Here is a 26,260-nt window from a genome sequence, read left to right as displayed (position 1 = left end):
GCAGCCGCCGCGCGGTCGCCATGCCGCGCGCCTCGGGATCGGCCTCGACGCACACCACGGGGATGTCCATCTCCCGCAGCCGGGTCAGGACCCGCGTACCGATCTTGCCGAGACCCAGCAGGACGACGTGCCCGCCGAGCCCGCGCGGCGGCTTGCGCAGGGCCGAGGCGCTGCGGAAGGTCCCCAGCGCCTCCAGCACGGCCGCCAGCAGGACGGGCAGCAGCAGCAGTCCGACGAAGCCGGACAGCAGCTGGAGGATCTGACGGCCGGTGTCCTTGTTGTGCGCGGGTTCGTTGATGGAGAACAGGTCGAGCAGCGTCACGTACGTGGCGTGCAGCGGATGGTCGCCGGTGACCACCATCAGCGCCACGGCGAGGGCGACCACGCACGCCGCCAGACCGGCCAGCGACCACCGCAGCCGCCGCGAGAACAGCTCCCCGAAGGCGGGCACCCCGGCCCGCCCGGAGGGCAGCGGCGGCCCGGAGTACGACACCTGCTCCAGGGCCACGGTCCCGCGTCCGGTGGCCGCCCGTACCGCCGCCGCGTCGGGCAGCAGTTGCGGACCGTGCTCGCCGCTGTCCTCCGAACCGTCCGCACCGGCCGGGTCGTTGCTCGTCGCGGACAGCAGCGCGAGGGTGCACAGCCCCGGGTCGGCCACCTCGCCGGGCCGGGGCGGATGGCGTTCGACGGCGCGCAGCAGCAGCCCGTCCGTCTCGACGACCTTGCTGGTGCCGACGAGAGCGGTGGCCGCCAGCGCGGGCGCGGCCGTGTCCGCGTCGGACAGCACGGTCGTGGACCCGGAACCGGAGCCGGGCCCGCCGCCGGAGGCCAAGGTGGCGCTCTGGTCCAGGAGCGCCTCGATGTGCTGGCCCAGACGCCGGTTGTACAGCCGCAGGACCAGTCGCAGCCGGGGGTTGAGGCGCCGCGCGGTCAGGGCGGCGCGGATGTTGGTCTCGTCGTCGTCGTACACCAGGGCCAGCGCGGTGGCCCGTTCGACACCGGCGTCCGCGAGCACGTCCTCGGTCGGTTCGGTGGCCTCCAGTTCGCGGCCCGTGCCGCCCGTGCCGCCCGTGCCGCCCGCGGCATCGCCGTTGCCCGTCCGGTTGACCGCCGCGTTGACCATGTCCCGCAGGGCCGCGGAGGCGGCGCGGGCCCGGCCGACCACCGGCTGGCGCACCCGGCGGCCGGAGGGCGGGACGACGAGTGTGACCTGTTCGCGGTAGACGCCGCGCAATTCGGCGGCCAGCCGGTGGGCCAGCCCGTCGTCGCCGCACACCACCATGTGCGCGTACCCGTCACCCTGCGGAACCTGGTTCGGAACGCTCCCCGTATGAGTCCCCATCAAGAGAAGGACAGTACAGGCACCGCCCGCGGTTCCAGGAGCGCCGATACGGACCGAGGGCGGCATCAAAGACGCGTAAAGATTGCCGGAACACGGCAATGACCGGCGGGCGGGCCACGTGTGACGATTCATCTCACCGAAGCTCAGCGACGGGCGGGAGGGGGACGGCACGCATGGCCTGGTTTCTCGGGCTGGGTATCACGGGGGTCGTGCTGCTCGCCCTGTCGCTGGTCTTCGACGGAGTGCTGGAAGGCGCGTTCGGGGGAGCGCTTGACGGCCTCCTGGAGGGGTGGCTGTCGCTGCCGGTCGTCGCCGGTTTCACGGCGATGACCGGCTTCGCAGGCGCCATCGCCCTCGGCACCGGCTGGACCGGTCCCGCGGGTGCGACCGGGGTCGGCGCGGTCGCCGGAGTGGGGGCGGGCTGGCTGACGTACCGCTTCAGCCGCGCCCTGATGCGCGACCAGACGGCCGTCACACCCCGTACCGACGACCTCCTCGGCTCGTCCGGCAAGGTCGTGACCGCCATCCCGGCGGACGGCTACGGCGAGGTCCTGCTCCGGCTGGCCGGCCAGCCGCTGAAGTGCGCGGCGCGCAGCGCGGTGCCGGTGGCGCGGGGCACCGAGGTGTGGGTCGAGGCGGTGCCGACGGGGACGTCGGTCGTGGTCCGCCCGGTGGACCGCTGACCGGCCCGCGGGCCCTCCCTCCTTTTCTTGTTCGTGTTCCGGTTCTTCCGTACCTCTCTGTGATTCGGGGGCGTTGCCATGAGTCCTGTCGTCATCGCGGTGCTGGGGGTCGTCGTACTCCTGGTACTGCTCGCGCTGGTGGTGGTCAGCCGCTACAAGGTGGCCGGCCCGAGCGAGGCGTTCATCGTCACGGGGCGGCGCGGCAAGAAGTCCACCGATCCGGAGACGGGCCGCGTCTTCACCGACAACAGCGGCCAGAAGGTCGTGGTCGGCGGCGGCGTGTTCGTCGTCCCCTTCGTGCAGCAGCGGTTCACCCTCGACCTGTCCTCGCGGCACATCCCGGTCGCCGTGCGCGGCGCGGTGACGCTGCGCGGGGTGAAGGCCAACCTCGAAGGCGTCGCCATCGTCAAGGTCGGCGGCACCGAGGACGCGATCCGCGCCGCCGCGCAGCGGTTCCTGATGCAGCAGGACGGCATCGTCGGCTTCACCCAGGAGGTGCTGTCCGGCGCGCTGCGCGCGATCGTCGGCCGGATGTCCGTGGAGGACGTCATCCGGGACCGGGCCGCCTTCGCCGGCCAGGTCGCCGAGGAGGCGGAGGCGAGCCTGTCCGGGCAGGGCCTGGTGCTCGACGCCTTCCAGATCCAGGACATCACCACCGAGGGTTCCTACCTGGAGGACCTGGGCCGTCCCGAGGCGGCCCGCGCCAAGCAGGAGGCCGACATCGCCGAGGCGGTGGCCCGGCGGGCGGCCGAGCAGGCGCGGCTGAAGGCGGAGGAGGAGATCGCGGTCGCGCAGCGGACCCTCTACCTGAAGCAGGCCGAGATCAAGGCCGAGACCGACCAGGCCGCGGCCCGCGCCAACGCCGCGGGCCCGCTCGCCGAGGCCGCCCGCCAGCAGGACATCCTCGCCGAGCAGGAGAAGGTCGCCGAGCGGCAGGCCGCGCTGAAGGACCGGCAGCTCGACACCGAGGTCCGCAAGCCGGCCGACGCCAAGCGCTACGAGGCCGAGCAGGAGGCCGAGGGCCGCCGGGTGGCGCGGGTGAAGCAGGCGGAGGCCGAGCGTGCCGCCGAGATCGCGGGCGCCCAGGCCGAGGCCGAGCGGGCCCGGCTCACCGGTGAGGGCGAGAAGCAGCGGCGCAGCGCGCTGGCCGAGGCGGAGGCCATCGAGGGCCTCAAGCAGGGTGAGGCCGAGCGGTCCAGGCGTGCGGCGATCGCCGAGGCGGTACGGCTGGAGGGCGAGGCGGAGGCCGCCGCGATCGGCGCCAAGGGCGCGGCCGAGGCCGAGGCGATGGAGAAGAAGGCCGACGCCTTCGAGCGGTACGGCGACGCGGCCGTGCTCCAGATGCTGGTCGAGGCGCTGCCGCAGGTGGTCGCCAAGGCGTCCGAGCCGCTGTCGGCCGTGGACAAGATGACCGTCATCTCCACGGACGGCGCCAGCCGCCTGTCCCGCACGGTCGCCGACAACGTGGCCCAGGGCATGGAACTGCTCGGCTCCACCACGGGCGTCGACCTGGCCGCCCTGCTGAAGAACCTCACCGCGAAGGGCGGCGCCGAGGAGCCGCGGCCCGGCCCCGACCAGCGCAACGGCAAGGTCGAGATCACCGGCTGACCCGAGCAGGGGGCACAGGCGCCCCGGGCCGGCCCGCTCAGATCTCCTGGGCGGGCCAGCCCAGCAGCCGGGCGCCGATGACCGCGGTCTGCAGCGTGTAGCGGTGCACCGGGTCGGAGGGGTCCGCCCCGGTCAGCTGGTGGATGCGGTCCAGCCGGTAGGTGAGCGCCCGCACGCTGAGCGTCAGGCGCCGGGCGGCCTCGGCCGCGGTGCAGCCGGCGTCGAAGTACACCTCCAGGGTCCGCAGCAGCGGTTCGGCACCGCCGCGGGCCTCGCGCAGCGGACCCAGCACGCTCAGCACCAGGTCGGCCATCGCCTGCCGGTCCCGGGCGAGCACCGGATAGACCAGCATGTCGGCGGCGCGTACCACGGGCTCCTCAAGCCCCAGCCGGTCGGCGAGTTCGAGGGTGCTGAGCGCCTCCTCGTAGCTGTGCACCACGCCGCCCGCGCCGCTCTGCGGGCGCCCGATGGCGACCCTGCTGCCGTCGGTGGCGGCGTAGGCCTGCTTGGCGAAGAAGGACAGGACGTCGTCCTGGTCGCCGGGCGCGATGCAGATCAACTGCCCGTTCTTGGTGGTGATCAGGACCCGCCGGTCGCCGAAACGGGAGATGAGCGCCGTCTCCACGACCCGGGTGACCGGCGCGGTGTCGTCGTACGCCTCCGGCCCCTGGGCCACCGCGACGGCGTGGGCGCGGGAGAGGACGAGTCCGAAGCGCTCGGCCCGTTCGGCGAGCCGGCCGAGGTCGCTGCGCCCGTAGAGCAGGTCGTCGATGAACTCCCGCCGCGCGGCCTCCTCCTGGCGTACGGCGAGCCGCTGTGCGCGTTCGTAGCCCTCCGCGAAGGCGTCCACGGCCTGGGCGACGGCGGCGAGCACGGTGCCGGTGGCATCCGGGGCCGGGCCCGCCGACCCGCCGCCGGGCCAGGACGTGCGGGTGGCGTCCAGGTGCAGCCGTACGAGACTGCGCAGGCTGTGGCCCGCCTCCGCGGCCTGCTCACCGAAGAGGCGTCGCTGCTCCAGCTCGTCGCGGGTGAGCCGGCGCCCGGTGTCGGCGACCGCCGCCAGGATCTCGGCGTACCCGGTCAGATACGTCTCCCGCTGGTCGGTCTCCCGCCGGCCCGTCTCCCGATGGCCTGACTCCCGCTGGTCCGTCTGCAGGTCCGTCACCCCGCGCCTCCCCTGCCGTTCACGCCCGGTGCGCGGTGTCCGGCAACGTGAGGGTAGTCAACACTGCCGGAAACCGGCAACGCGCGGGGGAGGGCGCGCAGGCTACCCTCCGCCGCCGGTCCGGCCTCCCCCCGGCGGTGCCGCCCCGCCGCCTACGGCCGCTGGTACGGCTGCTGCCCCGACGGCCCGTACGCCTGACCGCCGGACTCCTGCGCCTGCAGCTGCTCCGCCTGTTCCCGGGTCACCTGCTGCTCGGCGCCGCAGAACGTGCACTGGGTCGCGTACTTGGTCGAGAAGGGGAACAGCGGCACGAAGAACAGCGTGAACTTCGTGACGCGCTTGCGGAGCGTGTGCGCGGCGGGGTTGCCGCACCGGCCGCACACCAGCGTCAGTATCGCGAGCTGGTAGAGGTATCCCTTGGTGCCGAAGATGATCATGAGCTGGGTCCTTCCCGGTCGGCCCCCCGCGAGCGCGCAGGACACCCCGATCCTCTCCCGGATCCCGGCCCCCTACAGGTCGCACGCCGCCCCATTTGGGTGCCGCCCCGGATGGCCAGGACACGCCCGTGCGGGCGATGGTGGAGGCCACTCCCCTTACCCGGCCGCTCCGTCCCGGTGTGATCGTGATGCCCCACCCCGCAAGGAGAGCACATGGCCCGCCCCGCTGACCGCGTCGCCCGCCCAGGGCCCCGCGCCGGGAGGAGGACCCCATGCCCGTGCCCGAAGACCGCAGGCTCACCGAGATCGCGTCCCGGCTGCACCGCGAGGACCCACGGTTCGCGAGGGCCTTCGCCGACGGCCGTCCCCGCCGCCCGCGCGAGTACCGGTACCACCGGGCCTGGCTGCTGCTCACCGCCGCTCTGTGCGCGCTGGCCGCCGGCCTGTTCCTCTCCCACGGGCTGCTCATCGCCGCCGGGCTGGTCTTCGCCGGCGTCGCCGGTGAACTCTTCGACCCGCACCGGCGCGAGCGCGGCACCCGCTGCCCGCCGTCCGGTTCCTGACCCCGGCGGGCGCGGGCGCGGCGCGGAGCCCGCCCGATGACCCTGTCCGAGCTGTACGTGATGCTGCTGATCGGCGGCACGGTGCTGCTGGCCAGCATCGCCGCGGCCCGCGCCGCGCACCGCGTCGGCCTGCCCAGCCTGCTGCTGTTCCTGTGCGTCGGCCTCGTCGCCGGCGAGGACGGTCTCGGGCTGCGGTTCGACGACGCCCAGCTGGCCCAGGCCCTGGGCGCCGCCGCCCTCGCGCTGATCCTGGTCGAGGGCGGCCTGACCACCCGGTGGAGCGACGTACGGCGCCTGCTCGCCCCGGCCGGTGTGCTCGCCACGGTGGGCGTGGCGATCTCCGTCGTGGTGACCGCCGCGGGCGCGCACTGGCTGCTGGGGATCGACTGGCGGCTGGCCCTGCTGATCGGCGCCATCGTCTCCTCCACCGACGCCGCCGCCGTCTTCGCCGTCCTGCGCGCCCTGCCGCTGCCGCGGAAGGTGAGCGTGCTGGTGGAGGCCGAGTCCGGCTTCAACGACGCGCCCACCATCATCCTGGTGCTGCTCTTCTCCACCACCGCCGAGCTGCCGGGACCGCTCCCCGTCGTGGGCAACCTGCTCTTCCAGCTCGGGGTCGGCGGCGTCCTGGGCGTGGCCGTCGGGTGGCTGGGCGTCGCGGCGCTGCGGCACATCGCCCTGCCCGCGGCCGGCCTGTACCCGCTGGCCACGGTCGGCTTCGGCGTCATCGCCTTCGCCGCCGCCGGAGCACTGGGCGCCAGCGGCATCATCGCCGCCTACCTCTCCGGCCTGGTCCTCGGCAACGCCAAGCTGCCCCACCGCGCGGCCACCCGTTCCTTCGCCGAGGGCGTCGGCTGGCTGGCGCAGATCGGGCTGTTCGTCATGCTCGGCCTGCTCGTCGACCCGACCGAACTGCCCGCCGCGATCCTCCCGGCCCTGGTCGTCGGCCTGGTCCTGCTGCTGCTCGCCCGGCCCGTCTCGGTGCTGCTGTGCCTGCTGCCGTTCCGGGTGCCCTGGCGCGAGCAGGTCTTCATCTCCTGGGCCGGTCTGCGCGGCGCGGTCCCCATCGTGCTCACGACCTTCCCGGTGGTGGCCGGGGTGACCGGGGCGCGCGACGCGCTGAACATCGTGTTCGTCCTCGTCGTCCTGTTCACCCTGCTCCAGGGGCCGACGCTGCCCGCCGTCGCCCGGTGGACGCGGGTGACCCGGCCGGACGCGCTGCGCGAGATCCAGGTCGAGACCGCGCCGCTGGACCTGCTGGACGCCGACCTGCTCACGGTGTCCGTCCCGCGGGGCTCGCGCCTGCACGGCGTCACCGTCTTCGAGCTGCGGCTGCCGCACCCGACCGTCGTCACCCTGGTCGTCCGCGACGGCACCAGCCTCGTACCCGACCGCGACACCGTGCTGCGCGCCGGTGACGAACTGCTGCTCATCACCACGCCCCGGGTCCGGGAGGCGGCGGAACGCCGGCTGCGCGCCATCGGCCGCCGCGGCAGGCTGGCCCGCTGGCTGGGCGAGCACGGCACCCCGGAGACGGAGCACGCCGGGGTGTGAGCGCGGTCCCGGTCACTGCGTACCACCGCCCTCCTTGTCCGGCATGACGACGAGACTGATGAGGTGGCGGGCGCGGCCGTCGTCCGGTCTGTGCTCGGTGCGCCGCGCGACCACGGCCTCCAGCTCCTCGACGAGTGCGGTGAACTCCTCGTCGGTCAGCCAGACCGCGCCCTGCCGGTAGAGGACGCCTTCGCGGGCGGGCTCGGTGTCGTCGCGGGAGAGGTAGCGGTCGAAGTCGGCCATGAGGGCGCCGGTGAAGACGGTGAAGGCCTGCCGGTGGTCGTCCTTGGTCATGACGGCCCGGGCGTCCTCGTCGACGAGGGCCTCGTCCTGGCGGACCCGGTAGCTGCGCTCGACGGTGCCGCGGACGCGCTTCTCGTGGCTGACCTCCAGGACACCGGCCTCGGTGAGCGTGGCCATGTGCCGGTACATGGAGGCGGGCGAGACGTCGGGGAGCCGTTCGCGCAGCTGGGCGGTGGTCAGTTCGCCCGCGCCGACCAGGGTCTGCAGGATGCGCATGCGGACGGGGTGGAGGAGGAGATTCGAGGTAGCCATGACTTCATGTTCTCACATCTGATAACGTTCTCGTAGTTGAGAGCAATCGAGAGAGGCGGAGCCTTGCCCGAAACCGACCTGACGGTCCCCGCGGACGACGGGACCCCGCTGGCCGGCACCCTGAGCCTTCCCGCCGGCCCCGGACCGCACCCCGCCGTCCTCCTGCTGCACGGTTCGGGCCCCCTGGACCGCGAGGGCAACACGAGCAGACTGCCGCTGAACCTCGGGCGCCCGCTGGCCGACGCCCTGGCCGCGGCGGGCATCGCCGCACTGCGCTACGACCGGCGCGGCGCGGGAGCCACGCCCGGCGTCTGGGCCAAGACCGGCTTCACCGACAACCGCCGCGACGCGAGCGCGGCCCTGCGGGCCCTGGCCGCCCACCCGGACATATGCCCCGACAGCGTCGGCGTCGTCGGCCACAGCGAAGGCGCCCTGCACGCGATGACCCTCGCCGCCCGGCACGAGGTGGCGGCGGCGGTCCTGCTGGCCGGGTTCGCCCGCGAGGGCGAGTCGGCCTTCCGCTGGCAGGCGGCGTCGGTCTTCGGCGGGCTGCCCGCCCCGGTCCGGCTGCTGCGCCGCCCGCTGGGCGCCCTGGGCGAGAGCGTCCTGGCCCGCGTCAAGCGCACCCGCACCGACGTGGCGCGCATCGCCGGTCTCCTCCCGGTCAACGCACGCTGGATGCGCGAGATGCTCGTCCACGACACCCGCGACGACCTCGCCGCCGTCCCGGCCGCGGTCCCCGTCCTCGCCGTCACCGGCGACAAGGACATCCAGGTCCCGCCCGCCGACCTCGACGAGATCCGGCGCCTGGTGCCCGGCGGCGACACCGAGATCCACCGCGTCCCCGACCTGACCCACGTACTGCGCCGCGACCCGGGCCGGCCCACGCTCCGTTCCTACCGTCGGCTGCTCCGCGAGCCGGTCGACCCCGAGGTGCTCACCCTCGTCACCGGCTGGCTCAAGGCCCGCCTGCACGACCCCTCGGGCGCCCCGGCGGGCGAGCGTCCCGCGACCCGCCCCTGACCTTTCCGCGCAACCTCACGCACGCACGACATCCCACGGCCACGGACAAACGAAGGTTTGGCATGCCCACTTCACAGAGCACGTCGCACGGCACTCCTGTCACTGCCCCCGCCCCTGCTACGACCGCCGCCCCGGCCCCCGTCCGCGACTACCGCGCCGATCTGACCCTCTTCATGGTCATCGCCTTCGCCGTGAGCTGGCTCTGCTGGGGCGCGGCGATCGCGCTGGGCGGCACGGAGACGAACGAGGCCGCCAACGCCCCGTACCTGCTCGGCGCCTTCGGCCCGCTGGTGGGCGCCCTCGTACTCCGTATCCGCCGCCGCCGGCGCGGCGAACCGGTCCCCGAGCACGTGGTCCCCTTCCGCCCGGCACTCCTGCTCAAGGCCCTGCTCCTGCTGGTGCTCGGCTCGGCGACCGTGCTGGCCGGCGCCCTGCTGGCGAGCCGTGCGGGCGGCCCCGAGCTGAGCCTGGACGTGGCGAAGGACGCGGTCAAGGACGTCGGCGGGCCCGCGGCGTTCCTCGTCGGCATGCTGGTCAGCGGCCCGCTGTCCGAGGAGCCGGGCTGGCGGGGCACCGCCTACCCGAGGCTGCGCGAGAAGCTGGGCACCCTCCAGGTCTGCCTGGTCCTGGGCGTCACCTGGGCGGTGTGGCACCTCCCGCTGTTCTTCATCGACGGCACCGTCCAGCACGACCTGGGTCTCGCCACCCCGAGCGGCGTCCTGTTCGTCGTCAGCAACATCCCGATGGCCATGCTGGTCACCGCCGCCTATGAGCGCGCCGGTGTCGTCGCCTCGATCGCGGTGCACTTCGCGGTCAACACGACGATGATCCTGCTCGCCGTGGAGGAGCCGAAGGTCCAGGCCATGATCCTCGGCATCCAGTCCCTCACCGTGACGGCCCTCCTGCTCACCCACCGCACGGGGCGGCGGCGCCCGTAGGCTCCGGCACCGGGCGGGCGGGCGGCTCGGCCCGCCCGCTCGGCCGTGCGACGGGGAAGTCGAAGTAGGTGTCCGGGTGAGGTTCCTCCCTCAGCGTGTAGTGCCACCACTCGCACTCGTAGGAGTCGAAACCGCAGGCGTCCATGATCGAGCGCAGCTGCCTGCGGTTCGCCGCCTCGGCCCCCGTGATGCCTGGTGCGTCATGGTGCGAGATGGCGTCCATGAGGTCGTGGCCACCGCCCATGGCGGCCAGTTCACCGGTCGTCAGGTGGTACAGCGTCAGGTCGACGGTGCTGCCGCGGCTGTGGCCCGACCTGGCGGCCACGTAGCCCCGGTCGAACATCTCGGTCCTGGCGATGTTCGGATAGTGCCGCGCCTTGGTCCGCCCGTCCTCCGGCTGCCGGGCCCAGCGGAGAAAGCAGTCCACGGCCCGCTGCGGGCGGTAGCCGTCCCACAGGAGCAGTCCGAAACCGAGGGACTCGGCCCTCTCTTCCGCCTGGGCCAGGGCCGCACACAGGGCTCTCGTGCCGACGATCCGGTTCGTCAGGTACCCGTCCACCGGCTTTCCGGTGAAGTTGTCCCAGGTGGCGTACTTGGCGTCCCACCGAATCCGCGGCACCAGCTCGTCCACGAAGGCGAAGTCCCCGGTCATCGGAGCTTCCCCGTCAGCGCCAGCGACACCGTCCGGTCGATCACCTCGGAGAGCGGCAGACCGGCGGCCGCCATCATCCGCGGGTAACGGCTGTACGAGGTCATGCCGGGCAGGGTGTTGACCTCGTTGAGGACGACCGCACCGTCCTCCGTGAGGAACAGGTCCACCCGCGCCAGCCCCCTGCATCCCAGCGCCCGGTACACGGACTTCGCGGTCTCCCGGACCAGCGAACGCGCCTCGGCCGGGATGTCGGCGGGCACGATCGCCGTCGAGTTCTCCGAGCCGCTCTCGGGCGCCGCCTCCTGGTGGATCCGGAAGAACCCGTGGGAGAGCGCGATGCGGTCCACCTCGCCCGCGACCAGTTCCGTGTCGTCGCCCAGGATGGCGCAGCCGATCTCGCTGCCGACGACGGCCTCTTCGATCAGCACCTTCGCGTCGTACCGCCGGGCGGTCTCCACCGCCGCCGTCAGATCCTCCGGCCGGGACACCTTGGTGACGCCGAAGGACGACCCCGAACGGGCCGGCTTCACGAACACGGGGTACGTCAGCCGGTCGGCGTCGATGCGCTCGGCCCCCGTCAGCGTCCAGAATCCGGGCGTGGCGATCCCCGCGCTCCCGGCCACGACGTACGCGAGGGACTTGTCCATGCACAGGGCGGAACTCTGGACGTCGCAGCCCACGTACGGAATGCCGGAGAGCTCCAGCAGTCCCTGCGTCGCACCGTCCTCGCCGAGGGTGCCGTGCAGGACGGGCAGGACGACGTCCAGGCGCACCGTCCGGTACCGCCCCTGCTCCAGCACGAGCAGCCCGTGGACGCTCCGGTCCGGCGACAGCACGGCCGGACGGCAGTCGCCGTCCTCCCAGTCCGGTCCCGGACCGTCGCAGAGCTGCCACGCGCCGTCCCGCGTGATGCCCACGAAGAAGGGCTCGTACTTCTCGGTGTCGAGGCTGCGGGCGACCTCCTGGGCCGATTTGACGGAGACGGCGTGCTCCTCGGAAGAGCCCCCGAACAGGACGCCGATCCTCAACCTGGCCGACGTGGCCGAAGGGGCCGACTCGTGCGGCTTAGCCATGCTGCTTCCTGCTTTCGAAATTCAGGCAGTTGATGAGGGAGTTCTCGACCGTGTCCCGCAGGGCATGGTCGGTGTAATAGGCGGTGTGCGGGCTGATGAGCACGTTCGGCATGCTCTGCAGCCGCGGCAGCAATGTGTGGTCGATGGGTCTGTCCCGGCAGTCGGCGTAGAAGATCCCTTCCTCGCCTTCGACGACGTCCAGAGCCGCACCGCTCAGCCTGCCGCTCTCCAGTGCCGAGACCAGGGCCCCGGTGTCGATGAGCGGGCCGCGCCCGGTATTGATGACGAACGCGCCCCTTTTCATCCGTCGAATACGTCGCTCACCGAGCAGATGGTGCGTATCCGGACTCAGCGGAACGTGCAGCGTCACGATGTCGCTCGCGCGCAGCAATTCGTCGAGGGGGACGTAATCGGCCGTGGTCGCGGGCCGGCTGCCGTGCGCCAGCACCCGGGAGCCGAAACCCCGCAGCCGCTCGACGACCGCCGCGCCGATGCGCCCCGTGCCGACCACTCCGACGGTCAGATCGCGCAGTTCCTTGCCGCGCACCTCGTGCAACCGGTAGTCGTGCAGGTCCGCCCGGCGGATGGTGGCCTTCGCGTTGCGGACTGCCATCAGCATGAGCATCAGGGTGTAGTCGGCCACGCTGTCGGGGGAGTAGACGACGTTCTCGACGGACATCCCGATGCGTTCCGCGTATTCCACGTCGATGTGATTGCGACCGATGCTGCGGGTGGATACGTACGTCACGCCGGCCCGCCGGAGAGCGAGGAGAGCGGCCGGTGTGACAGGCGTCTTGTGCCCCACGCTGACGCACCGGTTCCCGGCGGCCAGCGCGGCATTTGCTTCGGACACCGCGGCCTCGACAAGGGTCGTCCTGACCCCGAGACGGGATGCGGTCCGACGGAACAGGACGGCCTCGTCCCGCCCGCAGCCGTACACCGTGATTCCCGTTTCCGAAATGGCCGGGGAGGTCGACGGGGCCGGGGCGGCCTGGGATACCGGTGAAAAGGTCATGTCCCCAGTCAAGGCGACCTGGCGTTGCCGGTGCGTATGCGTTTTTCGATATCCTGACGATAAATTACCAACGGGTAATGCGTGGGCGGGTGCTGCCGCGGGACGGCCCTCGTCCCTCATCGCCCGCGTCGTTTCATATAGAGGTCGAAGGTCCGGTAGACCAGCGGCCGCAGCGGCAGGTCCCACTCGCCCGCGTACCGCACCGCCCGGCCCCCGGTGCCGACCTTGAACTGGATCAGCCCGACGTGCGGGTCGTCGGCGTCGAGGGTCGGCGTGATGCCGCGCAGGTCGTAGACGTCGCAGTCGGCGGCGAGCGCGTCGCGGATCATCGCCCACTGGCAGGCGTTGGAGCCCCGCACCTCGCGCTTTTCGGTGGACGAGGCGCCGTAGGCGTACACCGCGTGGGTGCCGACGCGGACCATGACGGTGGCGGCGACCAGGTCGCCCCGGTGGCGGGCCAGGTAGAGCCTGATCCGCTCCGGATCCTCGGCGCCGAGCACCGCGAACATGGTCTCGAAGTAGCGCAGCGGCCGGGGCGTGAAGCGGTCGCGCTCGGCGGTGTGGACGTAGAGATCGTGAAAGGCCTTCAGGTCCTCCCCGCTCAGCCCCCGCCCGTTCGCGCCGGGTCCGCCCGCACCCTGGTCGCTCGGGACCTGACCGCTCGTGACTTGCCTGCTCGTGACCTCGACGCCCTCCTTGGCGGCCTTTCTGATGTTGCGCCGCCAGAGCTGGTTCATGCCCCTGAGCACGTCGTCCTCGCTTCTGCCGGCCAGCGGGACCTCGTACTTGAACTGCGGATGCCCGACCCCGAAGCCGTCCTCCGGGCTCTGCGGCAGCCAGCCCGCGTCCCTGAGCCGACCGGTCACCCGGAGACCGACCGGGTCGGTCCACTGGGCGGGCAGATCGGTCAGTCGCCGCGCGCCCGGATCGGCGATGCCTTGCTTGATCTGGTCGGCACTCCAGACGTCCGTGCACACCGGCGGACCGAGCCGGATGGCGAACGCACCCCGGGCCTTGAGGTACGCGGCCAGCGGGTCGAGCCACGCGTCGATGTCGCCGGTCCAGTCGATGACCGGGCCCTCGGGGAGATAGGCCAGCGTGAAGCGCTGCAGCCGCGGCACCGGCCGGTGCAGGACCAGCCCGGCGCCGACCAGGCGCGGCCCGTCGTACCAACCCAGGGACTCGCTGCGCCACTCGGTCTTGACGCGCCCCCAGGCCGGCGTCTGAAGGAAGCTGGCCGAGCGCTGTGCCCGCACGAACGCCAGGTGCTCGGCAGTGCTGATCGGCCGGACGGTCGGACTGACGCCCGTGGTCCCGGCCGGGTGATGCCGCGCCTGGGCCGCTGGTCGTGCTGGTTCGCTGTAGGACATACCGCCAGTCAAGGCGGCGCGGTGTTGCCGACGCGTATGCGGTTTTCGATACGCCGACGATACGTTCCGCACACCGACGATACGTTCCGCACACCGACGATACGTTCCGCACACCGACGATACGTTCCGCACACCGACGACATGTTCCGCGCGAGCCGGCCGGGGACGGTCCCGTCTCCCTCGTCAGCCGACGGTCACCAGCTGATTCCGGCGGCCACCGGCAGATGGTCGCTGCCGGTGGCGGGCAGCACCCACGAACCGGTCGGCTCCACGCCGCGCACCAGGATCTGGTCGATCCGCGCCACCGGGAACTTCGCCGGCCAGCTGAAGCCGAACCCGTCCCCGGCCTCCTCCTGGGCCGAGTCCAGCCGCGAGGTGATCCCCGCCAGCGCGCGGTCGTCCAGGCTGCCGTTCAGGTCGCCGAGGAGCATCACCCGCTCACTCCGGTCGGCGGCGAGGACCTGGCCGAGTGCCTGTGCGTTCCGGTCACGGGAGTCCGTCCAGAAACCCGCCCGGGGGGTGAGCCGTACGGAGCCGAGGTGGGCGACGTACACCACCAGCGGGCCCTGGTCCGTGGCCACCGTGGTGCGCAGCGCCCGGTTGCCGGCCAGTTGGACGTCGGCCGGTTTGGTGTCCGCCAGCGGCCCGTAGTCCGTCGCGATGTCGACGGGACGTGTGTCCGACAGCGGCAGTGTGCTCCACAGCCCGACCGTCCCCTGCACCGTGTGGTACGGGTACGCCCCCGCCAGCTCCGTCTCGTACACAACCCGGTCCTCCTCGGTGATCTCCTCCAACGCCAGCACGTCCACGCCGGAGCCGATCAGGTCGCGGGCGGTGCCGGCCGGGTCCGGATTGTCGGCACCGACGTTGTGGGTGGCCACGGTGAGGTCGCCGCCCGGTTCGGACTTGTCGACGAGCAGCCCGCCGAAGAGGCTCAGCCACACCGTGACCGGCAGCACCAGCGCGATCACCGCGGAGAGGGAGCGGCGCCACAGCGCCCCGGCCGCCAGCACGGGAACGAAGATGCCGAACCACGGCAGGAAGGTCTCCACCAGACTGCCGAGGGCCCCGAAGCGGTTCGGGATCTCGGCGTGCAGCAGCATGACGAGCCCCAGCAGGAGCGCCGCCCCCGTGAGCACCGGGCCCCGCCGCCAGAGGCCGGGCCGGCCGCCCGGTCGGCCCCCCGGCCGGACGGCCCGACGGAACACGCCGCGCGGCAGCAGACTCCGCACCGCCGCCGCCGCTTCCGTTCCCGTTCTCGCTCCCGTGCCCGTGCCCGTGCCTGTTTCTGTTCCTGTTCCTGTCTCTGTTCCTGGCTCTGCTTCTGTTCCAGTCCCCGCTGCCGTCGATGGAGCTGGTGGTGAGATGTGACGCATACGATCAGTGAAGGCGAGGCGGTGTTGTCGGCGCGTATGCGGTTTTCGATATGCCGACGATAGGTGGCCACTCGTAATCTCGACGGCATGCGTGTGCTGATTGTCGAGGACGAGCCCTATCTGGCAGAGGCGATCCGTGACGGCCTGCGCCTGGAGGCGATCGCGGCGGACATCGCGGGGGACGGCGACACCGCGCTGGCACTGCTGAGCATCAACGCCTACGACATCGCCGTCCTCGACCGCGACATCCCGGGCCCGTCGGGCGACGAGATCGCCGCCCGTATCGTCGCCTCTGGCAGCGGCATGCCGATCCTCATGCTCACCGCGGCCGACCGGCTCGACGACAAGGCCTCCGGCTTCGGACTCGGCGCCGACGACTACCTCACCAAGCCCTTCGAACTGCAGGAGCTGGCGCTCAGGCTCAGGGCACTGGACCGCAGGCGCGCCCACAGCAGGCCTCCCGTGCGGGAGATCGCGGGTCTGCGCGTCGACCCGTTCCGCAGGGAGGTCTACCGGGACGGCCGCTATGTCGCGCTGACCCGCAAGCAGTTCGCCGTGCTCGAGGTGCTGGTCGCCGCCGAGGGCGGCGTCGTCAGCGCCGAGGAACTCCTGGAACGCGCGTGGGACGAGAACGCCGACCCCTTCACCAACGCCGTCCGCATCACCGTCTCGGCCCTGCGCAAGCGCCTCGGCGAACCATGGATCATCGCCACCGTGCCCGGCGTCGGCTACCGCATCGACACGGGGACCGACACCGGGTCCGACGGCGGCGACCGTGATTAGACGGCCCGGCCTGAGCGTCCGTCTCAAACTCACCCTCAGCTACGCCGGGTTCCTCATGCTCGCGGGCGCCCTGCTGCTCGTGGCGGTGGGAGTGTTCCTCGTGCGGCAGGGCTGGTTGATCACCAACGAATGGGGGTCGGTGACAGCGACTCCGGGCACGGTCTTCCTCCGGAGTTTCGCGCCGACGGCAGCCGTGGTCATGGCGTTCCTCCTGGTCTTCGGCCTGGTGGGCGGATGGTTCCTCGCCGGGCGCATGCTCGCCCCCCTGGACCGCATCACCGAAGCCACCCGCACGGCCGAGGCCGGGTCGCTGTCACACCGGATCCACTTGCCGGGCCGCAGGGACGAGTTCCGCGAGCTGGCCGACGCTTTCGACACGATGCTTGCCCGCCTCGAAGCCCACGTGGCCGAACAGCAGCGCTTCGCGGCCAACGCCTCTCACGAGCTGCGCACCCCGCTGGCCATCTCGAAGGCCCTCCTCGACGTGGCCCGCACCGACCCGGACCAGGACACCGACGAGATCATCGGCCGCCTGCACACCGTGAACACCCGGGCGATCGACCTCACCGAGGCCCTGCTCCTGCTCAGCCGCGCCGGCCAGCGCTCCTTCACCCGGGAACACGTCGACCTGTCGCTCCTCGCGGAGGAAGCCACCGAAACCCTCCTCCCCCTCGCGGAGAAGCACGGCGTCACCCTCGAAACCGGCGGCGACGTGACCCCCGCCGTCGGATCACCGACCCTCCTCCTGCAGCTGACCACGAACCTCGTCCACAACGCGATCGTCCACAACCTCCCCGACCGGGGCCGGGTCCGGGTCCACACCACCCCCGGCCCGAGCACCGCCCTGCTCACCGTCGAGAACACCGGCGACCGGATCAGCCCCCAGCAGGCCGCGACCCTCACCGAACCCTTCCAACGCGGCACCGAACGCATACACACCGACCACCCGGGCGTCGGCCTGGGCCTGGCCATCGTCAACACCATCACCCAGGCCCACGACGGCACCCTCACCCTGACCCCCCGCCCCACCGGCGGCCTCCGCATCACGGTGGAACTACCGACGACGTCCCTGCACACCGGCAGATGACCGACCCGCCGTCGCGCGCATGCCGAGGGTCTGCGCGAGCGCGTCCAGGGCCACGTCGACGACGGCACGCAACTGCTCCGCGCTCGCCCCGGCCCTGCTCATGACGGCGAGGGACTGGTTCACGGCGGCAAGGTGGCCGGCGAAGGACTCGGCCACGTCGTCGGGCAGTGAACCGGCCTGCAACGCCGCCCGGAGCCGGGCATGCTGGAACCCGATCGCCTCCCGTGCCCGCTCCGCGACGTTCGCGCTGAGCACCGGGGTAGCCATGACCGTCTGGGCCACGAGGCATCCGTCGGGCAGGCCGGGGTCCGCGATGCGTTCCAGGGTGATGTCGAAGAACGCCCGCACGGCTTCCAGCGGCCGGTCGGCGGCGCGGGACAACGCGGCGTCGTACCTGTCCCCGTACCGCGTGGTGTAGCGCTCCAGGCAGCGCAGGAAGAGCGTGTCCTTGTCGCCGAGGGAGGAGTAGATGGAGCTGCGGTTGAGCCCGGTCGCCCGGGACAGGTCGTCCACCGACGTGTCCGCGTAGCCGGCCCGCCAGAACTGGACCATCGCGGCATCGAGCGCCGTGGCGACGTCGAACTGCTTCTTGCCTGCCATGCCGACCTCTCGCTCCTGCTCCGCCTGCTCGGTGAACCCACCCTAGCTCATCTTGAACTACTTGGTTCAAGATGAGCTAGGGTGAGTAGGTGACGGCTGCTGGACATCCCCGGCCCCCGTCACAGCAACACGCGCACGGCGCACCGCGTACCTCTTTCCGCGTACCTCTTACCGCGCACCGCGCACCGCGCACCGCGCACCGCGTACCTCTTACCGCGCACCGCGCACCGCGCACCGCGCACCGCGTGCCCGCGGTCGCCGCACCGCACCAACCAGACCCCTGACACCTCCCCCCCACCGTCAACCCAACCCACCGCACGCCGGTGAAGGAGAACCATGAACGCCGCCTCAGCAAGTGCGCGCCGCGACTCCGGCAACCCGGTCCGCGACCTGCCGCTGCCCGACCTGGACGGATTCACCCACCGCTGGGTCGACGCGGGCGGCGTCCGGCTCCACGCGGTGGAGGGCGGTCAGCCGGACGGCCCGGCCGTCGTGCTGCTCGCCGGCTTCCCGCAGACCTGGTGGGCGTGGCGCCAGGTGATGCCCACCCTGGCCGACCGATTCCGGGTCATCGCGATCGACCTGCCGGGTCAGGGCCACTCCGAACGCCCGGTCATCAGCTACGACACGCACACGGTCGCCGCGCACGTCCACGCCGCGGTCGGGGCGCTGGGAGTCCCGGCATACTGGCTGGTCGCCCACGACATCGGTGCGTGGGTCGCCTTTTCCCTCGCCCTGCGCTACGAGAGCCGGTTGCACGGCCTGGCGCTGCTCGACGCCGGCATCCCGGGCGTCACACTCCCCGACGCCGTCCCGACCGACCCCGAGCGGGCGTGGAAGACCTGGCACTTCGCCTTCCACCTCGTGCCGGACCTGCCCGAGACACTGCTCGCCGGCCGCGAACGGGAGTACGTCGGCTGGTTCCTGAAGGCCAAGACCCTCGCCCCCGACACCTTCGACGACGCCGACATCGAGCAGTACGCCAGGTCCGTGGCCGCCGACGGAGGTCTCGGCGCCTCCCTGGCCTACTACCGGGACGCCGCCAAGTCGGCCCAGCGCAACCGCGAGGCGCTGGACCAGCAGCGCCTGACGATCCCGGTGCTCGGGGTCTCCAGCAGCCACGGTTCCATCCCCGACATGGCAGCGTCCCTCCGCCCCTGGGCCAACCACGCCACCGGCGTCGTCGTGCCGCACGCAGGCCACTTCATCCCCGACGAACAGCCCGACACCGTCGCCGCCGCACTGACCGCCTTCATCACCGGCGACCACTGACCCCGGACACCGGCAATCACGACCCCGAAAACAACTCAGGGACCCGACCGGCACTGCGGATCAGGTCCCTGACCTGGTACTTCACTGTCGGGGTGGCGGGATTTGAACCCACGACCTCTTCGTCCCGAAGCAACTGGAGTCCGGGCTCAGCCTTGAGTTCGCGCGGGCTCTACCTGCGCTGACGGCCCGCAGACGTCCGGGCTTGTTCGTCGTTGTTCGTGGGCGTTGTCACGCAGTTACACACTCATCGGCTGCCGCTCCCGATGCGCTGGGTTGGCGCGCCCCAACTCAGTCTCACGGATAGTTTGCCCACCCCACGTCGCCGGTGCCGTCACACAGTTCATCAACATCGGCCTGTGGCGCACATGGCTCCGGTGGGCTCTCGTGGACTGGGGGTAGGACCTCGCGACGACGCTTGGCGGCAAGCCCATCCACAAGTGGTCCATGGCGCCCCATGCAGAGTGTCCCCTGCCCTGAGCCCAACGGGTACGGGAGCTCTCGCTCGCCCTTGAAGCCCCTGCCACCAGCAAGGTTTGACAGGCCGTCACCATGCTGAGAAGCTGACATCTCTTCAAGAGACCAGTGAACAAGGAGGAGATGTGACGGTGAATCTCGCAGATGGGTACGCTCACGAGTGCGCCATCCGAGACACCTATGCGCGACGACTCGAGGACTTCAGGCCGCAGGAGCGCCTGGTCCGGACGGAGTTGACGTTTCAGGAGGTCGGCCTTCGTGCCGACATGAAGACCGTTGATGCGGACAACGTTCTGCGAGTCTGGGAATTCAAAATTCAGGCTGACTACAATGGGTTGGGTCAGGTTCTTACCTATCTAGCCATGGAACGCAAGAGTTCGCCTGGCCGACAGGTTCGTGCAGTTCTCGCCGCCTTTGAATTTGCCGATTCGATCATTGAGACTAACGAGACTCTCAATCTCGGCATTGAAATGATCACGTTGCCACCAATGTTGCGTCGAGCTGGAAGTGTTCCTTCGCAGGTCGTGAATGCCGACAACATCCCCTTTATTCCGCTCGCGACTGAACCTGCGGAATGAAAAATCTCGCTTCGTTGAAAATGAAAAGGATGCCACCCATGAGCTTTCCGATGATTCCGTCAACTACCCTCATCCCGGACAGTGAGATCCCCGAGGATGCGAAGTTCTTCGGTCTCAAAATTGTTCGTTTCCAGAGTGACAAGACCGCTCAAGAAGCGTTCCTTGGAAGCAAGTACGAGTTCCAACATGAAATCGGACGGCGTCACGCAATCCCGGGGGTAATCCTCGCCCTCAAAGGGGCCTCGCCTAACTATCGAATCACCGCTACGCTACATCCAACGCTTCGGCAATTCACCGAAATCGTCAGGTATAATCCGGCGAACCCGCCAGGTGATGACTATGACGAAATCGGCATGCGCGAAGCGCATAAGCAAACGCAATCGGATTTCAAGGGGGCGAAGAAGGAAAACCTGACGCACTTCAGGAACTACAACATCGAGGCCATCCGTGGAGAGCGCGTCGCTTATCTTCCGACGGTAAGTGGATGGCAGTCGAGTTCCGTCTTCGGGCAGACGATCTTTGTCGCGTACGATGAGAGCAATGAAATGGCTCTCTACGGGACGCTGTACTTGCCCAAATCTCCCGTAATGCAGTCCGACGGGCAAACGCAGACAGCAGCACTTTTTCAGGCTGCGGGGACAGGTTTGGCAATTAAGGCGGGTGCGCTCGACACCTTCGGCACCACCCTTGAGATTGAACTAAATGTCGACGAACTCAAGGCGGGCCAGAGCTTCGCTGATCGAAACGGGCGCGGGTCGAAAAAGAACAAGAACCTCGTCGCTCGCCTCGACAACTCGTCTGCGCTCGCCATCATCAGGGAGAAGGCTGTTAAGGGAACCATCTTTGATGGCCGCCTTGCAGACGGTCGGACTGGGGGAACCTCAGAGACAGCCACTAAATACATTGTCGACCTCTCGACCATGGATCAGATGCTCCTCAATGTAATTTGCAAGGGCGGCAAAAAGCCGGAGCAAATTAAGCATCACCATGTCGACCGGTTTGTGCCGTACTGCCGAGACTTTCTCACGCTGCTAGGCGACACCTTCGGCGCTCAATGGGCAGATCCCACCCCGAAGCATCACGAGGCCTACCGACGTCTATACATCCATGGATGGGCATTCGCACAGAAGGCGATCGCGCTTGCCTATCACGAAGCCAGGCGTAATGAACTAGAACCATTGGGTGCCGGACTGGGTCTTTCCAGTGATCACTCCACACCAAATGAATTGATCGAGGCAGACCGAAAACTGGTCGAGGACGCGAAGGCCAATCCTCCCACTCCCGCGCTGTCTCTCGAAGAAATCAAGACGCGACTCTCGTCGATCGACTGGATTAGGTATCGCAAGCATTGGATCGAGGTGACCGGATACAAACTGGATAAGGACGGAAAGAAGAAGACACGGGAAATCAAGGATGGAACAGAGGGTGGGAAGAAGACGATCGTCGAAGGCCAGGCTCAGAATACGGCTGCAACGATCGGCTTCGTTCTGAATAAGATCCTCTCCGACACTTGGGCGGATCTGTGCTCGGACGTCGATGCTAAGTAGAGCCGACCCTGTCTGAACTGTTGCCCCTCGATGTATGTCGAGGGGCACTTTCGGCTTACTGCGAGTCTGAGATCTGGTGAGGTTGCGGAAGATGCGCAGGGATGGGAATTTCGGCAGTCAATACCTTCACCAGAGTTTCTGCTGCTTGGCGCGGATTGGTGCTAGCGGGGAGGATTATGGGCAAATCTTCATTGCCGTCGCCGAGGATGTGAGCCAACTCCCAACGTTTCGGCGTCAGGTACACCCAAAGTTCCCGAGGGTCGCCATCAGGTCCATCCTCCCAATCCTCATCGAGAACAGCGGACCAGTGAAAGTGAATTTCTACAGTTGGCTCTGGTATGCCCTCCTCGGGGTCTTCGTGATAATAGTCAAAGTGGTTGACTGCGTTGTGGACTTTGGGATTTAGCTCTTTGATCGCTTCGAGAGTAGCGCTCTCAATGCCGAGAAGTTCCTCGATGGTGTAAGACACTGTAACCCCCACTTTTCATGATGTTTTGGGTCGATGAGGAAAGGTTTTGAGGGTTTCATCCCTTCCATGTGATGCGTCGGAGGGGGCAATTATGACACTAGGAAGACTTTCCGTGAACTCGGCTGACCTGCTGCAAGCTCTCCTGATTGCTCAGGGGTAAGGATTGCTGGGGTCGGTGATACCTCAGGCGTGGACTTCGGTACACCCGCCCACCACTCGCCCCAACTCCCATCCGGTCCGCCGTCGACCCACACACCGTGGAGCAGGCGTGGTTCATGGCGTCCAGGTGGAGCGCGCCACTATACGAACGACCTGGACGCCATGGGCCGCGTCTGCTCGGCTTCGCCTGGGTCGACGGTGGACGGGATGGGAGTTCCCCGCGCACGCCACTACGGACCCGCACTCGCGAACGGCGCCCCCTCCATCCCGGTGCCGGCCGATCCCCCGCCGGAGGCGTCGTCTTGACCGTGGACCGCGCTATGCGGTGATCGCCTCATGGCCACCGGCCCTATCCACATGTGGGCGCGCGTCGGCGCAGCGCGGGCGGAGCGGGCAGGACACCGCATCCCCGGTCACGGCCACCGCCCCGACCGTCCACAACCCGGCGCCCGTCCAGCCGTCGGCCTTGGCGCCGCTCCCGGTCGCCCCCGCTTCGAACCGGCCGACCGTCCAACTCACCCCTGGCAGCGCGCTCGCCCTCGCCGCCGGCGGCGGCGCCGTGATCCTCGTCGTCGGCGCGGTCCTGGTCTCGCTGCTGCTCGCGGTCGCCATCACCGGCATGTCCGTGGCCGTGGTCGCGGTTGTTCTCCGCTCGCTGCTTAGGGACCTCGACAAGCACCGCTAACGGCCCCCGGGGCGGCTCTCTCGCCAAAGAACCGCCGCCCCGGACGCCTGCACCTCTTCCAGATCCAACGGACCCGAAAGGGAAGCCCCATCATGCCCCAGCACGCCCCGAACACGCCCGTCTGCCGCGACTGCGACGGCTTCGCCACCGCCGCCATCGACACTGGCACCCGGGACGACGACGGCACCCGCGTCACCGTCCACCCCCGCCACCGCATCGGCCGTCTGCCACTGCGGCGCAAGCGCCACCGCCAAGGGCGACGCACAGGTCAAGGCCCTGGTCGAGGGCTACACCGCCAACCACGGCTCTGCTCACAACCGGAGGTAACCACGTGACGGACACCGCCACCATGGCGGGCCTCGATGCGGCCACCCTCGGCGACGTGCTCAGGGTGGCCAACTCGGCCGACTTCGACCGCTGGCAAGAACAGATCAAGCGCACCGGCGGCTGCTCCGACCCGATCCGCCTCACGGGCGCCACGAAGACGATCGACCCAGCGACCAAGACTGTGCTGCACACCTACACGACCGACAACGAGCCGGGCGGCATGCTCCGGATCGCATGCGGCAACCGGCGAGCCTCCCGCTGCCCCGCCTGCGCCTGGACCTACGCCGGCGACACCTACCACCTCATCCGCGCCGGCCTGGTCGGCGACCCCGCCAAGGGCACCCCGCACACCATCCGGGATCACCCCCGCGTCTTCGCCACCCTCACCGCACCCTCGTTCGGCCCGGTCCACAACCGCACCGGCACCCGTCCCTGCCGGTGCGGACTCCGGCATCCCGAGGACGCTCCGGAGCTCGGCACCCCGCTCGACCCCGACGCGTACGACTATGCGGGCGCGGTGCTGTGGAACAACCACGCCTCCGAACTGTGGCGCTACTTCACGATCTACCTGCGCCGCGAGATCGCCAAGCGGGCCGGACTCACGCAGAAGGATGCCCGGGAACAGTCCCGCGTCTCCTTCGGCAAGGTCACGGAGTACCAGAAGCGTGGCGCCGTTCACTTCCACGCCGTGATCCGTTTCGACGGTCCCGAGGGGCTCGACGATCCGCCACCGGCGTGGGCCACGCTCGATCTCCTCACCGACGCTATCCGCGCCGCCGCCGGCCGCGTCGCGGTCGATGTCCCCGCCGGGGAGCTCCCGGAGCGCACGCTGTGCTGGGGCACTCAGCTCGACGTGCTGCCGATCGGTGCCTTCGGCCACGGCGAAGAGGTCACCGAACAGGCCGTCGCCTCCTACGTAGCGAAGTACGCCACCAAGGCTGCCGAGACCACTGGCACCGTAGATCGCCGGATCGGCAACAAAGAGGCCCTGGTCCTGCTCGACGTGCCCGATCACCCGGCCGGCTGATTGCCGCGTGCCTCGACCTGCACGCGCTCTACCCGGACGGGAAGCTGCGCGACTGGGCCCACATGCTTGGCTTTCGCGGCCACTTCTCCACGAAATCCCGCCGCTACTCCACCACCCTCGGGGCCCTGCGCCAGGTCCGCGCCGACTACCGCGCCGCCCAGCAACGATCCGCCCTCGGCCTGCCCGACCCTGACGACGACCCGGAGACAACCACGCTCACCCTCGCCCACTGGACCTACGCCGGCCACGGCCACACCCTCGGCGAATCCTGGCTCGCCGCCAACATCCGCCGGGACATCCAACACAACCGCGAAACCGCCCGCGAGGAACGAGCCGCCCTGCTCGACCTGGAAGGAGCAGCCGCATGACCACCGCCGCCCCCGAGTTGCTTACCGTGCCGGAGGTCATGGCGCGGCTCAAGGTAGGCCGCTCCAAGATTTACGACCTGATCCGCACTCACCCGCTGGCCTTCCTCAAGATCGATGGAGCTCGCCACATACCCGCCGTCGCCGTGCGCGACTTCATCCAGAGCCAGCTGGCGGAGGCTGCCTGATGACCAAGCGTCGCAGCCGTGGTGACGGCGGCCTGCATTGGGACGAGAAGAGACAGCGCTGGATCGCCACGGCGAACCTCGGCTTCGCCCCCGAGCGGCAAGCGCATCGTGAAGCGGGGGAGCGGCAAGACCAAGACGGAGGCGAAGAACGAGCTCAAGGAGGTGCTGAGAGACCACGAAGACGGTCTGGCTATCGCGCCCACCGGCTACACCGTCGCCGACGCTGTGAACGACTGGCTTGCGTACGGTCTGGCGGGCCGCGATGAGGGCACGGTCGAGGCCTGCACCATCCTGAGCCGGAACCATGTGATCCCAGCGCTGGGCGCCCGGAAGCTACGCGACCTCAGTGCCGAGGACGTTGACCGCTGGCTGGCTACGAAGGCCAAGACCCTCAACAGACGGACGCTGCAAGGCGTCCACTCTTGCCAGAACCGCTCGGTCAAGCGGGCCATGGCGCGGGACAAGGTGAAGCGCAACGTCGTCGAGCTGTGCTCAGTTCCTCAGGGCCAGCCGGGACGGCCGTCCAAGGCGCTCACCTTCGCCCAGGCTGAGGCTGTCCTCAAGGCGGCCGAGGGGACCTCGATGCATGCATCCATCGTCGTCGCCCTGCTGACCGGAGCCCGTACCGAGGAGCTGCGGGCGCTGACCTGGGACCACGTCTTCCTGAAGGGGAGGGCCGGACGTCGATCCGCCGCAGCCCCCGCATATCGCTGTGTGGCGCTCGGTCCGGCGCGGCGGGGACACCAAGACCCGGAAGTCCCGGCGAACGCTCGCTCTGCCGGCGCGTTGCGTCGAGGTCCTGTGGCAGCAGTTCGAGGACCAGGGCTGGGAGCGGCTCGCTGCTGGTGACAGCTGGGAGGAACACGGGCTGGTCTTCTCCTCGGCCGTCGGCAAGCCGCTCGACGCGACCAACGTCCGGCGTGCCTTCCGCCAGGCGCTCAAGGAAGCCGAGGGGATCAATGCCGACGAGTGGACGCCTCGGGAGTTCCGGCACAGCTTCGTGTCGCTGCTCTCCGACCGTGGCGTCCCGCTGGAGGAGATCCCCCGGCTCGTCGGACATTCCGGTACGGCCGTGACCGAGGAGGTCTACCGGAAGCAGATCCGGCCCGTGATCCAGACCGGTGCCGTGGTGATGACGGCATCTTCAAGCGGGATCCGGAGCGCTAGTCACGCAGATAGACACGCACAACGAGTCAGGGTCACCTCCGAAATTTCGGAAGTGACCCTGACCTCGTGTTTCTCTGTCGGGGTGGCGGGATTTGAACCCACGACCTCTTCGTCCCGAACGAAGCGCGCTACCAAGCTGCGCCACACCCCGATCGTCGCTGCTCGTCGCGGCGACGTCGTT

Annotated in this window: 24 protein-coding genes, 1 tRNA gene and 3 pseudogenes; 16 read left to right on the top strand and 12 right to left on the bottom strand. The window is 69.8% G+C overall.

Annotation, left to right across the window (positions count from 1 at the left end; genetic code table 11):
- A partial coding sequence (locus K7854_RS19095; protein WP_226027740.1) for an NAD-binding protein occupies positions 1-1,282 on the bottom strand: 1,282 nt, incomplete at its 3' end.
- Between the two features lie 233 nt (positions 1,283-1,515).
- Between K7854_RS19095 and K7854_RS19090 the strand changes: the two genes are divergently transcribed.
- On the top strand, positions 1,516-2,025 hold the full coding sequence (locus K7854_RS19090) for an NfeD C-terminal domain-containing protein (protein ID WP_226027731.1): 510 nt from the start codon (positions 1,516-1,518) through the stop codon (positions 2,023-2,025).
- Positions 2,026-2,103: 78 nt separating this feature from the next.
- A complete protein-coding gene (locus tag K7854_RS19085; RefSeq protein ID WP_226027730.1) occupies positions 2,104-3,633 on the top strand; it encodes a flotillin family protein in 1,530 nt (509 codons plus the stop codon).
- A 37-nt stretch (positions 3,634-3,670) separates the two neighbouring features.
- Here the strand turns inward: K7854_RS19085 and K7854_RS19080 are convergent, their stop codons facing one another.
- Positions 3,671-4,798, bottom strand: a complete 1,128-nt coding sequence (locus tag K7854_RS19080) for a PucR family transcriptional regulator (protein WP_372481047.1) — start codon at positions 4,796-4,798, stop codon at positions 3,671-3,673.
- A 152-nt stretch (positions 4,799-4,950) separates the two neighbouring features.
- Positions 4,951-5,235, bottom strand: a complete 285-nt coding sequence (locus tag K7854_RS19075) for a zinc-ribbon domain-containing protein (protein ID WP_226027729.1) — start codon at positions 5,233-5,235, stop codon at positions 4,951-4,953.
- A gap of 272 nt (positions 5,236-5,507) precedes the next feature.
- Here K7854_RS19075 and K7854_RS19070 point away from each other — a divergent pair, with 272 nt between their 5' ends.
- Both K7854_RS19070 and K7854_RS19065 read left to right on the top strand, forming a co-directional pair.
- Positions 5,508-5,798: a DUF3040 domain-containing protein gene (locus K7854_RS19070; RefSeq protein ID WP_226027728.1), complete on the top strand. Its 291-nt coding sequence runs from the start codon at positions 5,508-5,510 to the stop codon at positions 5,796-5,798.
- A 36-nt stretch (positions 5,799-5,834) separates the two neighbouring features.
- Positions 5,835-7,349 carry a potassium/proton antiporter gene (locus tag K7854_RS19065; RefSeq protein WP_226027727.1) on the top strand — a complete coding sequence of 505 codons (1,515 nt, stop codon included), beginning with the start codon at positions 5,835-5,837 and terminating at the stop codon, positions 7,347-7,349.
- Between the two features lie 12 nt (positions 7,350-7,361).
- Here K7854_RS19065 and K7854_RS19060 read toward each other — a convergent pair whose 3' ends face one another.
- Positions 7,362-7,904: a helix-turn-helix domain-containing protein gene (locus K7854_RS19060; protein ID WP_226027726.1), complete on the bottom strand. Its 543-nt coding sequence runs from the start codon at positions 7,902-7,904 to the stop codon at positions 7,362-7,364.
- 63 nt (positions 7,905-7,967) lie between these two features.
- On the opposite strand from K7854_RS19060, the gene K7854_RS19055 reads away from it, so the two are divergent.
- Together K7854_RS19055 and K7854_RS19050 are read left to right on the top strand one after the other, a co-directional pair.
- Positions 7,968-8,927 (top strand): alpha/beta hydrolase family protein, encoded by a 960-nt coding sequence (locus K7854_RS19055; RefSeq protein WP_226027725.1) that lies wholly within the window; start codon positions 7,968-7,970, stop codon positions 8,925-8,927.
- Between the two features lie 62 nt (positions 8,928-8,989).
- Positions 8,990-9,865 (top strand): CPBP family intramembrane glutamic endopeptidase, encoded by an 876-nt coding sequence (locus K7854_RS19050; RefSeq protein ID WP_226027724.1) that lies wholly within the window; start codon positions 8,990-8,992, stop codon positions 9,863-9,865.
- Here the strand turns inward: K7854_RS19050 and vanX are convergent.
- The 5 genes from vanX to K7854_RS19025 form a co-directional block, all read right to left on the bottom strand.
- The gene (gene vanX, locus K7854_RS19045; protein ID WP_226027723.1) at positions 9,834-10,517 is read right to left on the bottom strand and encodes a D-Ala-D-Ala dipeptidase VanX; all 684 of its coding nucleotides are present in this window, start codon (positions 10,515-10,517) and stop codon (positions 9,834-9,836) included. The two genes, K7854_RS19050 and vanX, sit on opposite strands and share 32 nt — an antisense overlap.
- Positions 10,514-11,590 carry a D-alanine--(R)-lactate ligase VanA-Sc gene (gene vanA-Sc / locus K7854_RS19040; RefSeq protein WP_226027722.1) on the bottom strand — a complete coding sequence of 359 codons (1,077 nt, stop codon included), beginning with the start codon at positions 11,588-11,590 and terminating at the stop codon, positions 10,514-10,516. Before vanA-Sc ends, vanX begins: the two co-directional genes overlap by 4 nt.
- The gene (gene vanH, locus K7854_RS19035) at positions 11,583-12,605 is read right to left on the bottom strand and encodes a D-lactate dehydrogenase VanH (RefSeq protein ID WP_226027721.1); all 1,023 of its coding nucleotides are present in this window, start codon (positions 12,603-12,605) and stop codon (positions 11,583-11,585) included. The genes vanA-Sc and vanH overlap by 8 nt, the downstream gene beginning before the upstream one ends.
- 116 nt (positions 12,606-12,721) lie before the next feature.
- The gene (locus tag K7854_RS19030; protein WP_226027720.1) at positions 12,722-13,975 is read right to left on the bottom strand and encodes a lipid II:glycine glycyltransferase FemX; all 1,254 of its coding nucleotides are present in this window, start codon (positions 13,973-13,975) and stop codon (positions 12,722-12,724) included.
- A 194-nt stretch (positions 13,976-14,169) separates the two neighbouring features.
- Positions 14,170-15,351 (bottom strand): endonuclease/exonuclease/phosphatase family protein, encoded by a 1,182-nt coding sequence (locus tag K7854_RS19025; RefSeq protein WP_372481046.1) that lies wholly within the window; start codon positions 15,349-15,351, stop codon positions 14,170-14,172.
- An 87-nt stretch (positions 15,352-15,438) separates the two neighbouring features.
- Between K7854_RS19025 and vanR-Sc the strand changes: the two genes are divergently transcribed.
- Both vanR-Sc and K7854_RS19015 read left to right on the top strand, forming a co-directional pair.
- Positions 15,439-16,134 carry a VanSc-type vancomycin resistance response regulator transcription factor VanR gene (gene vanR-Sc / locus K7854_RS19020; protein WP_226027719.1) on the top strand — a complete coding sequence of 232 codons (696 nt, stop codon included), beginning with the start codon at positions 15,439-15,441 and terminating at the stop codon, positions 16,132-16,134.
- The gene (locus tag K7854_RS19015; protein ID WP_226027718.1) at positions 16,127-17,221 is read left to right on the top strand and encodes a sensor histidine kinase; all 1,095 of its coding nucleotides are present in this window, start codon (positions 16,127-16,129) and stop codon (positions 17,219-17,221) included. The genes vanR-Sc and K7854_RS19015 overlap by 8 nt, the downstream gene beginning before the upstream one ends.
- Here the strand turns inward: K7854_RS19015 and K7854_RS19010 are convergent.
- Positions 17,189-17,821 carry a TetR/AcrR family transcriptional regulator gene (locus tag K7854_RS19010; RefSeq protein WP_226027717.1) on the bottom strand — a complete coding sequence of 211 codons (633 nt, stop codon included), beginning with the start codon at positions 17,819-17,821 and terminating at the stop codon, positions 17,189-17,191. The two genes, K7854_RS19015 and K7854_RS19010, sit on opposite strands and share 33 nt — an antisense overlap.
- Positions 17,822-18,157: 336 nt before the next feature.
- Between K7854_RS19010 and K7854_RS19005 the strand changes: the two genes are divergently transcribed.
- From K7854_RS19005 to K7854_RS18995, 3 genes are all read left to right on the top strand, one after another.
- The gene (locus K7854_RS19005) at positions 18,158-19,093 is read left to right on the top strand and encodes an alpha/beta fold hydrolase (RefSeq protein ID WP_226027716.1); all 936 of its coding nucleotides are present in this window, start codon (positions 18,158-18,160) and stop codon (positions 19,091-19,093) included.
- A gap of 599 nt (positions 19,094-19,692) precedes the next feature.
- Positions 19,693-20,145, top strand: coding sequence for a hypothetical protein (locus K7854_RS19000; RefSeq protein WP_226027715.1), 453 nt, complete (start codon positions 19,693-19,695; stop codon positions 20,143-20,145).
- 38 nt (positions 20,146-20,183) lie between these two features.
- The gene (locus K7854_RS18995) at positions 20,184-21,692 is read left to right on the top strand and encodes a hypothetical protein (RefSeq protein ID WP_226027714.1); all 1,509 of its coding nucleotides are present in this window, start codon (positions 20,184-20,186) and stop codon (positions 21,690-21,692) included.
- Between the two features lie 55 nt (positions 21,693-21,747).
- Here K7854_RS18995 and K7854_RS18990 read toward each other — a convergent pair whose 3' ends face one another.
- The gene (locus K7854_RS18990; protein WP_226027713.1) at positions 21,748-22,161 is read right to left on the bottom strand and encodes a hypothetical protein; all 414 of its coding nucleotides are present in this window, start codon (positions 22,159-22,161) and stop codon (positions 21,748-21,750) included.
- A gap of 568 nt (positions 22,162-22,729) precedes the next feature.
- Here K7854_RS18990 and K7854_RS18985 point away from each other — a divergent pair.
- The 5 genes and pseudogenes from K7854_RS18985 to K7854_RS37810 form a co-directional block, all read left to right on the top strand.
- Positions 22,730-23,005, top strand: a pseudogene (locus K7854_RS18985) (SpdD protein); the annotation flags it as partial.
- 331 nt (positions 23,006-23,336) lie between these two features.
- A pseudogene (gene repSA / locus K7854_RS18980) lies at positions 23,337-24,727 on the top strand (replication initiator protein RepSA).
- Positions 24,724-24,912: a helix-turn-helix domain-containing protein gene (locus tag K7854_RS18975; protein ID WP_226027712.1), complete on the top strand. Its 189-nt coding sequence runs from the start codon at positions 24,724-24,726 to the stop codon at positions 24,910-24,912. The pseudogene repSA and the gene K7854_RS18975 overlap by 4 nt, the downstream one beginning before the upstream one ends.
- An 18-nt stretch (positions 24,913-24,930) precedes the next feature.
- Positions 24,931-25,761, top strand: coding sequence for a hypothetical protein (locus K7854_RS18970; protein ID WP_226027711.1), 831 nt, complete (start codon positions 24,931-24,933; stop codon positions 25,759-25,761).
- Positions 25,688-25,948 (top strand): annotated as a pseudogene (locus K7854_RS37810) (tyrosine-type recombinase/integrase); the annotation flags it as partial. The gene K7854_RS18970 and the pseudogene K7854_RS37810, both read left to right, overlap by 74 nt.
- Before the next feature lie 208 nt (positions 25,949-26,156).
- Here the strand turns inward: K7854_RS37810 and K7854_RS18960 are convergent.
- Positions 26,157-26,230 (bottom strand) — tRNA-Pro (locus K7854_RS18960).
- Positions 26,231-26,260 lie beyond the last annotated feature (30 nt).

Origin of the sequence: Streptomyces hyderabadensis, from assembly GCF_020404845.1 — a bacterium.
In the GTDB taxonomy this organism is placed as follows: domain Bacteria; phylum Actinomycetota; class Actinomycetes; order Streptomycetales; family Streptomycetaceae; genus Streptomyces; species Streptomyces hyderabadensis.
Note: the sequence above shows the minus strand (reverse complement) of the source record. Positions and strands in the feature narration are given on the sequence as shown.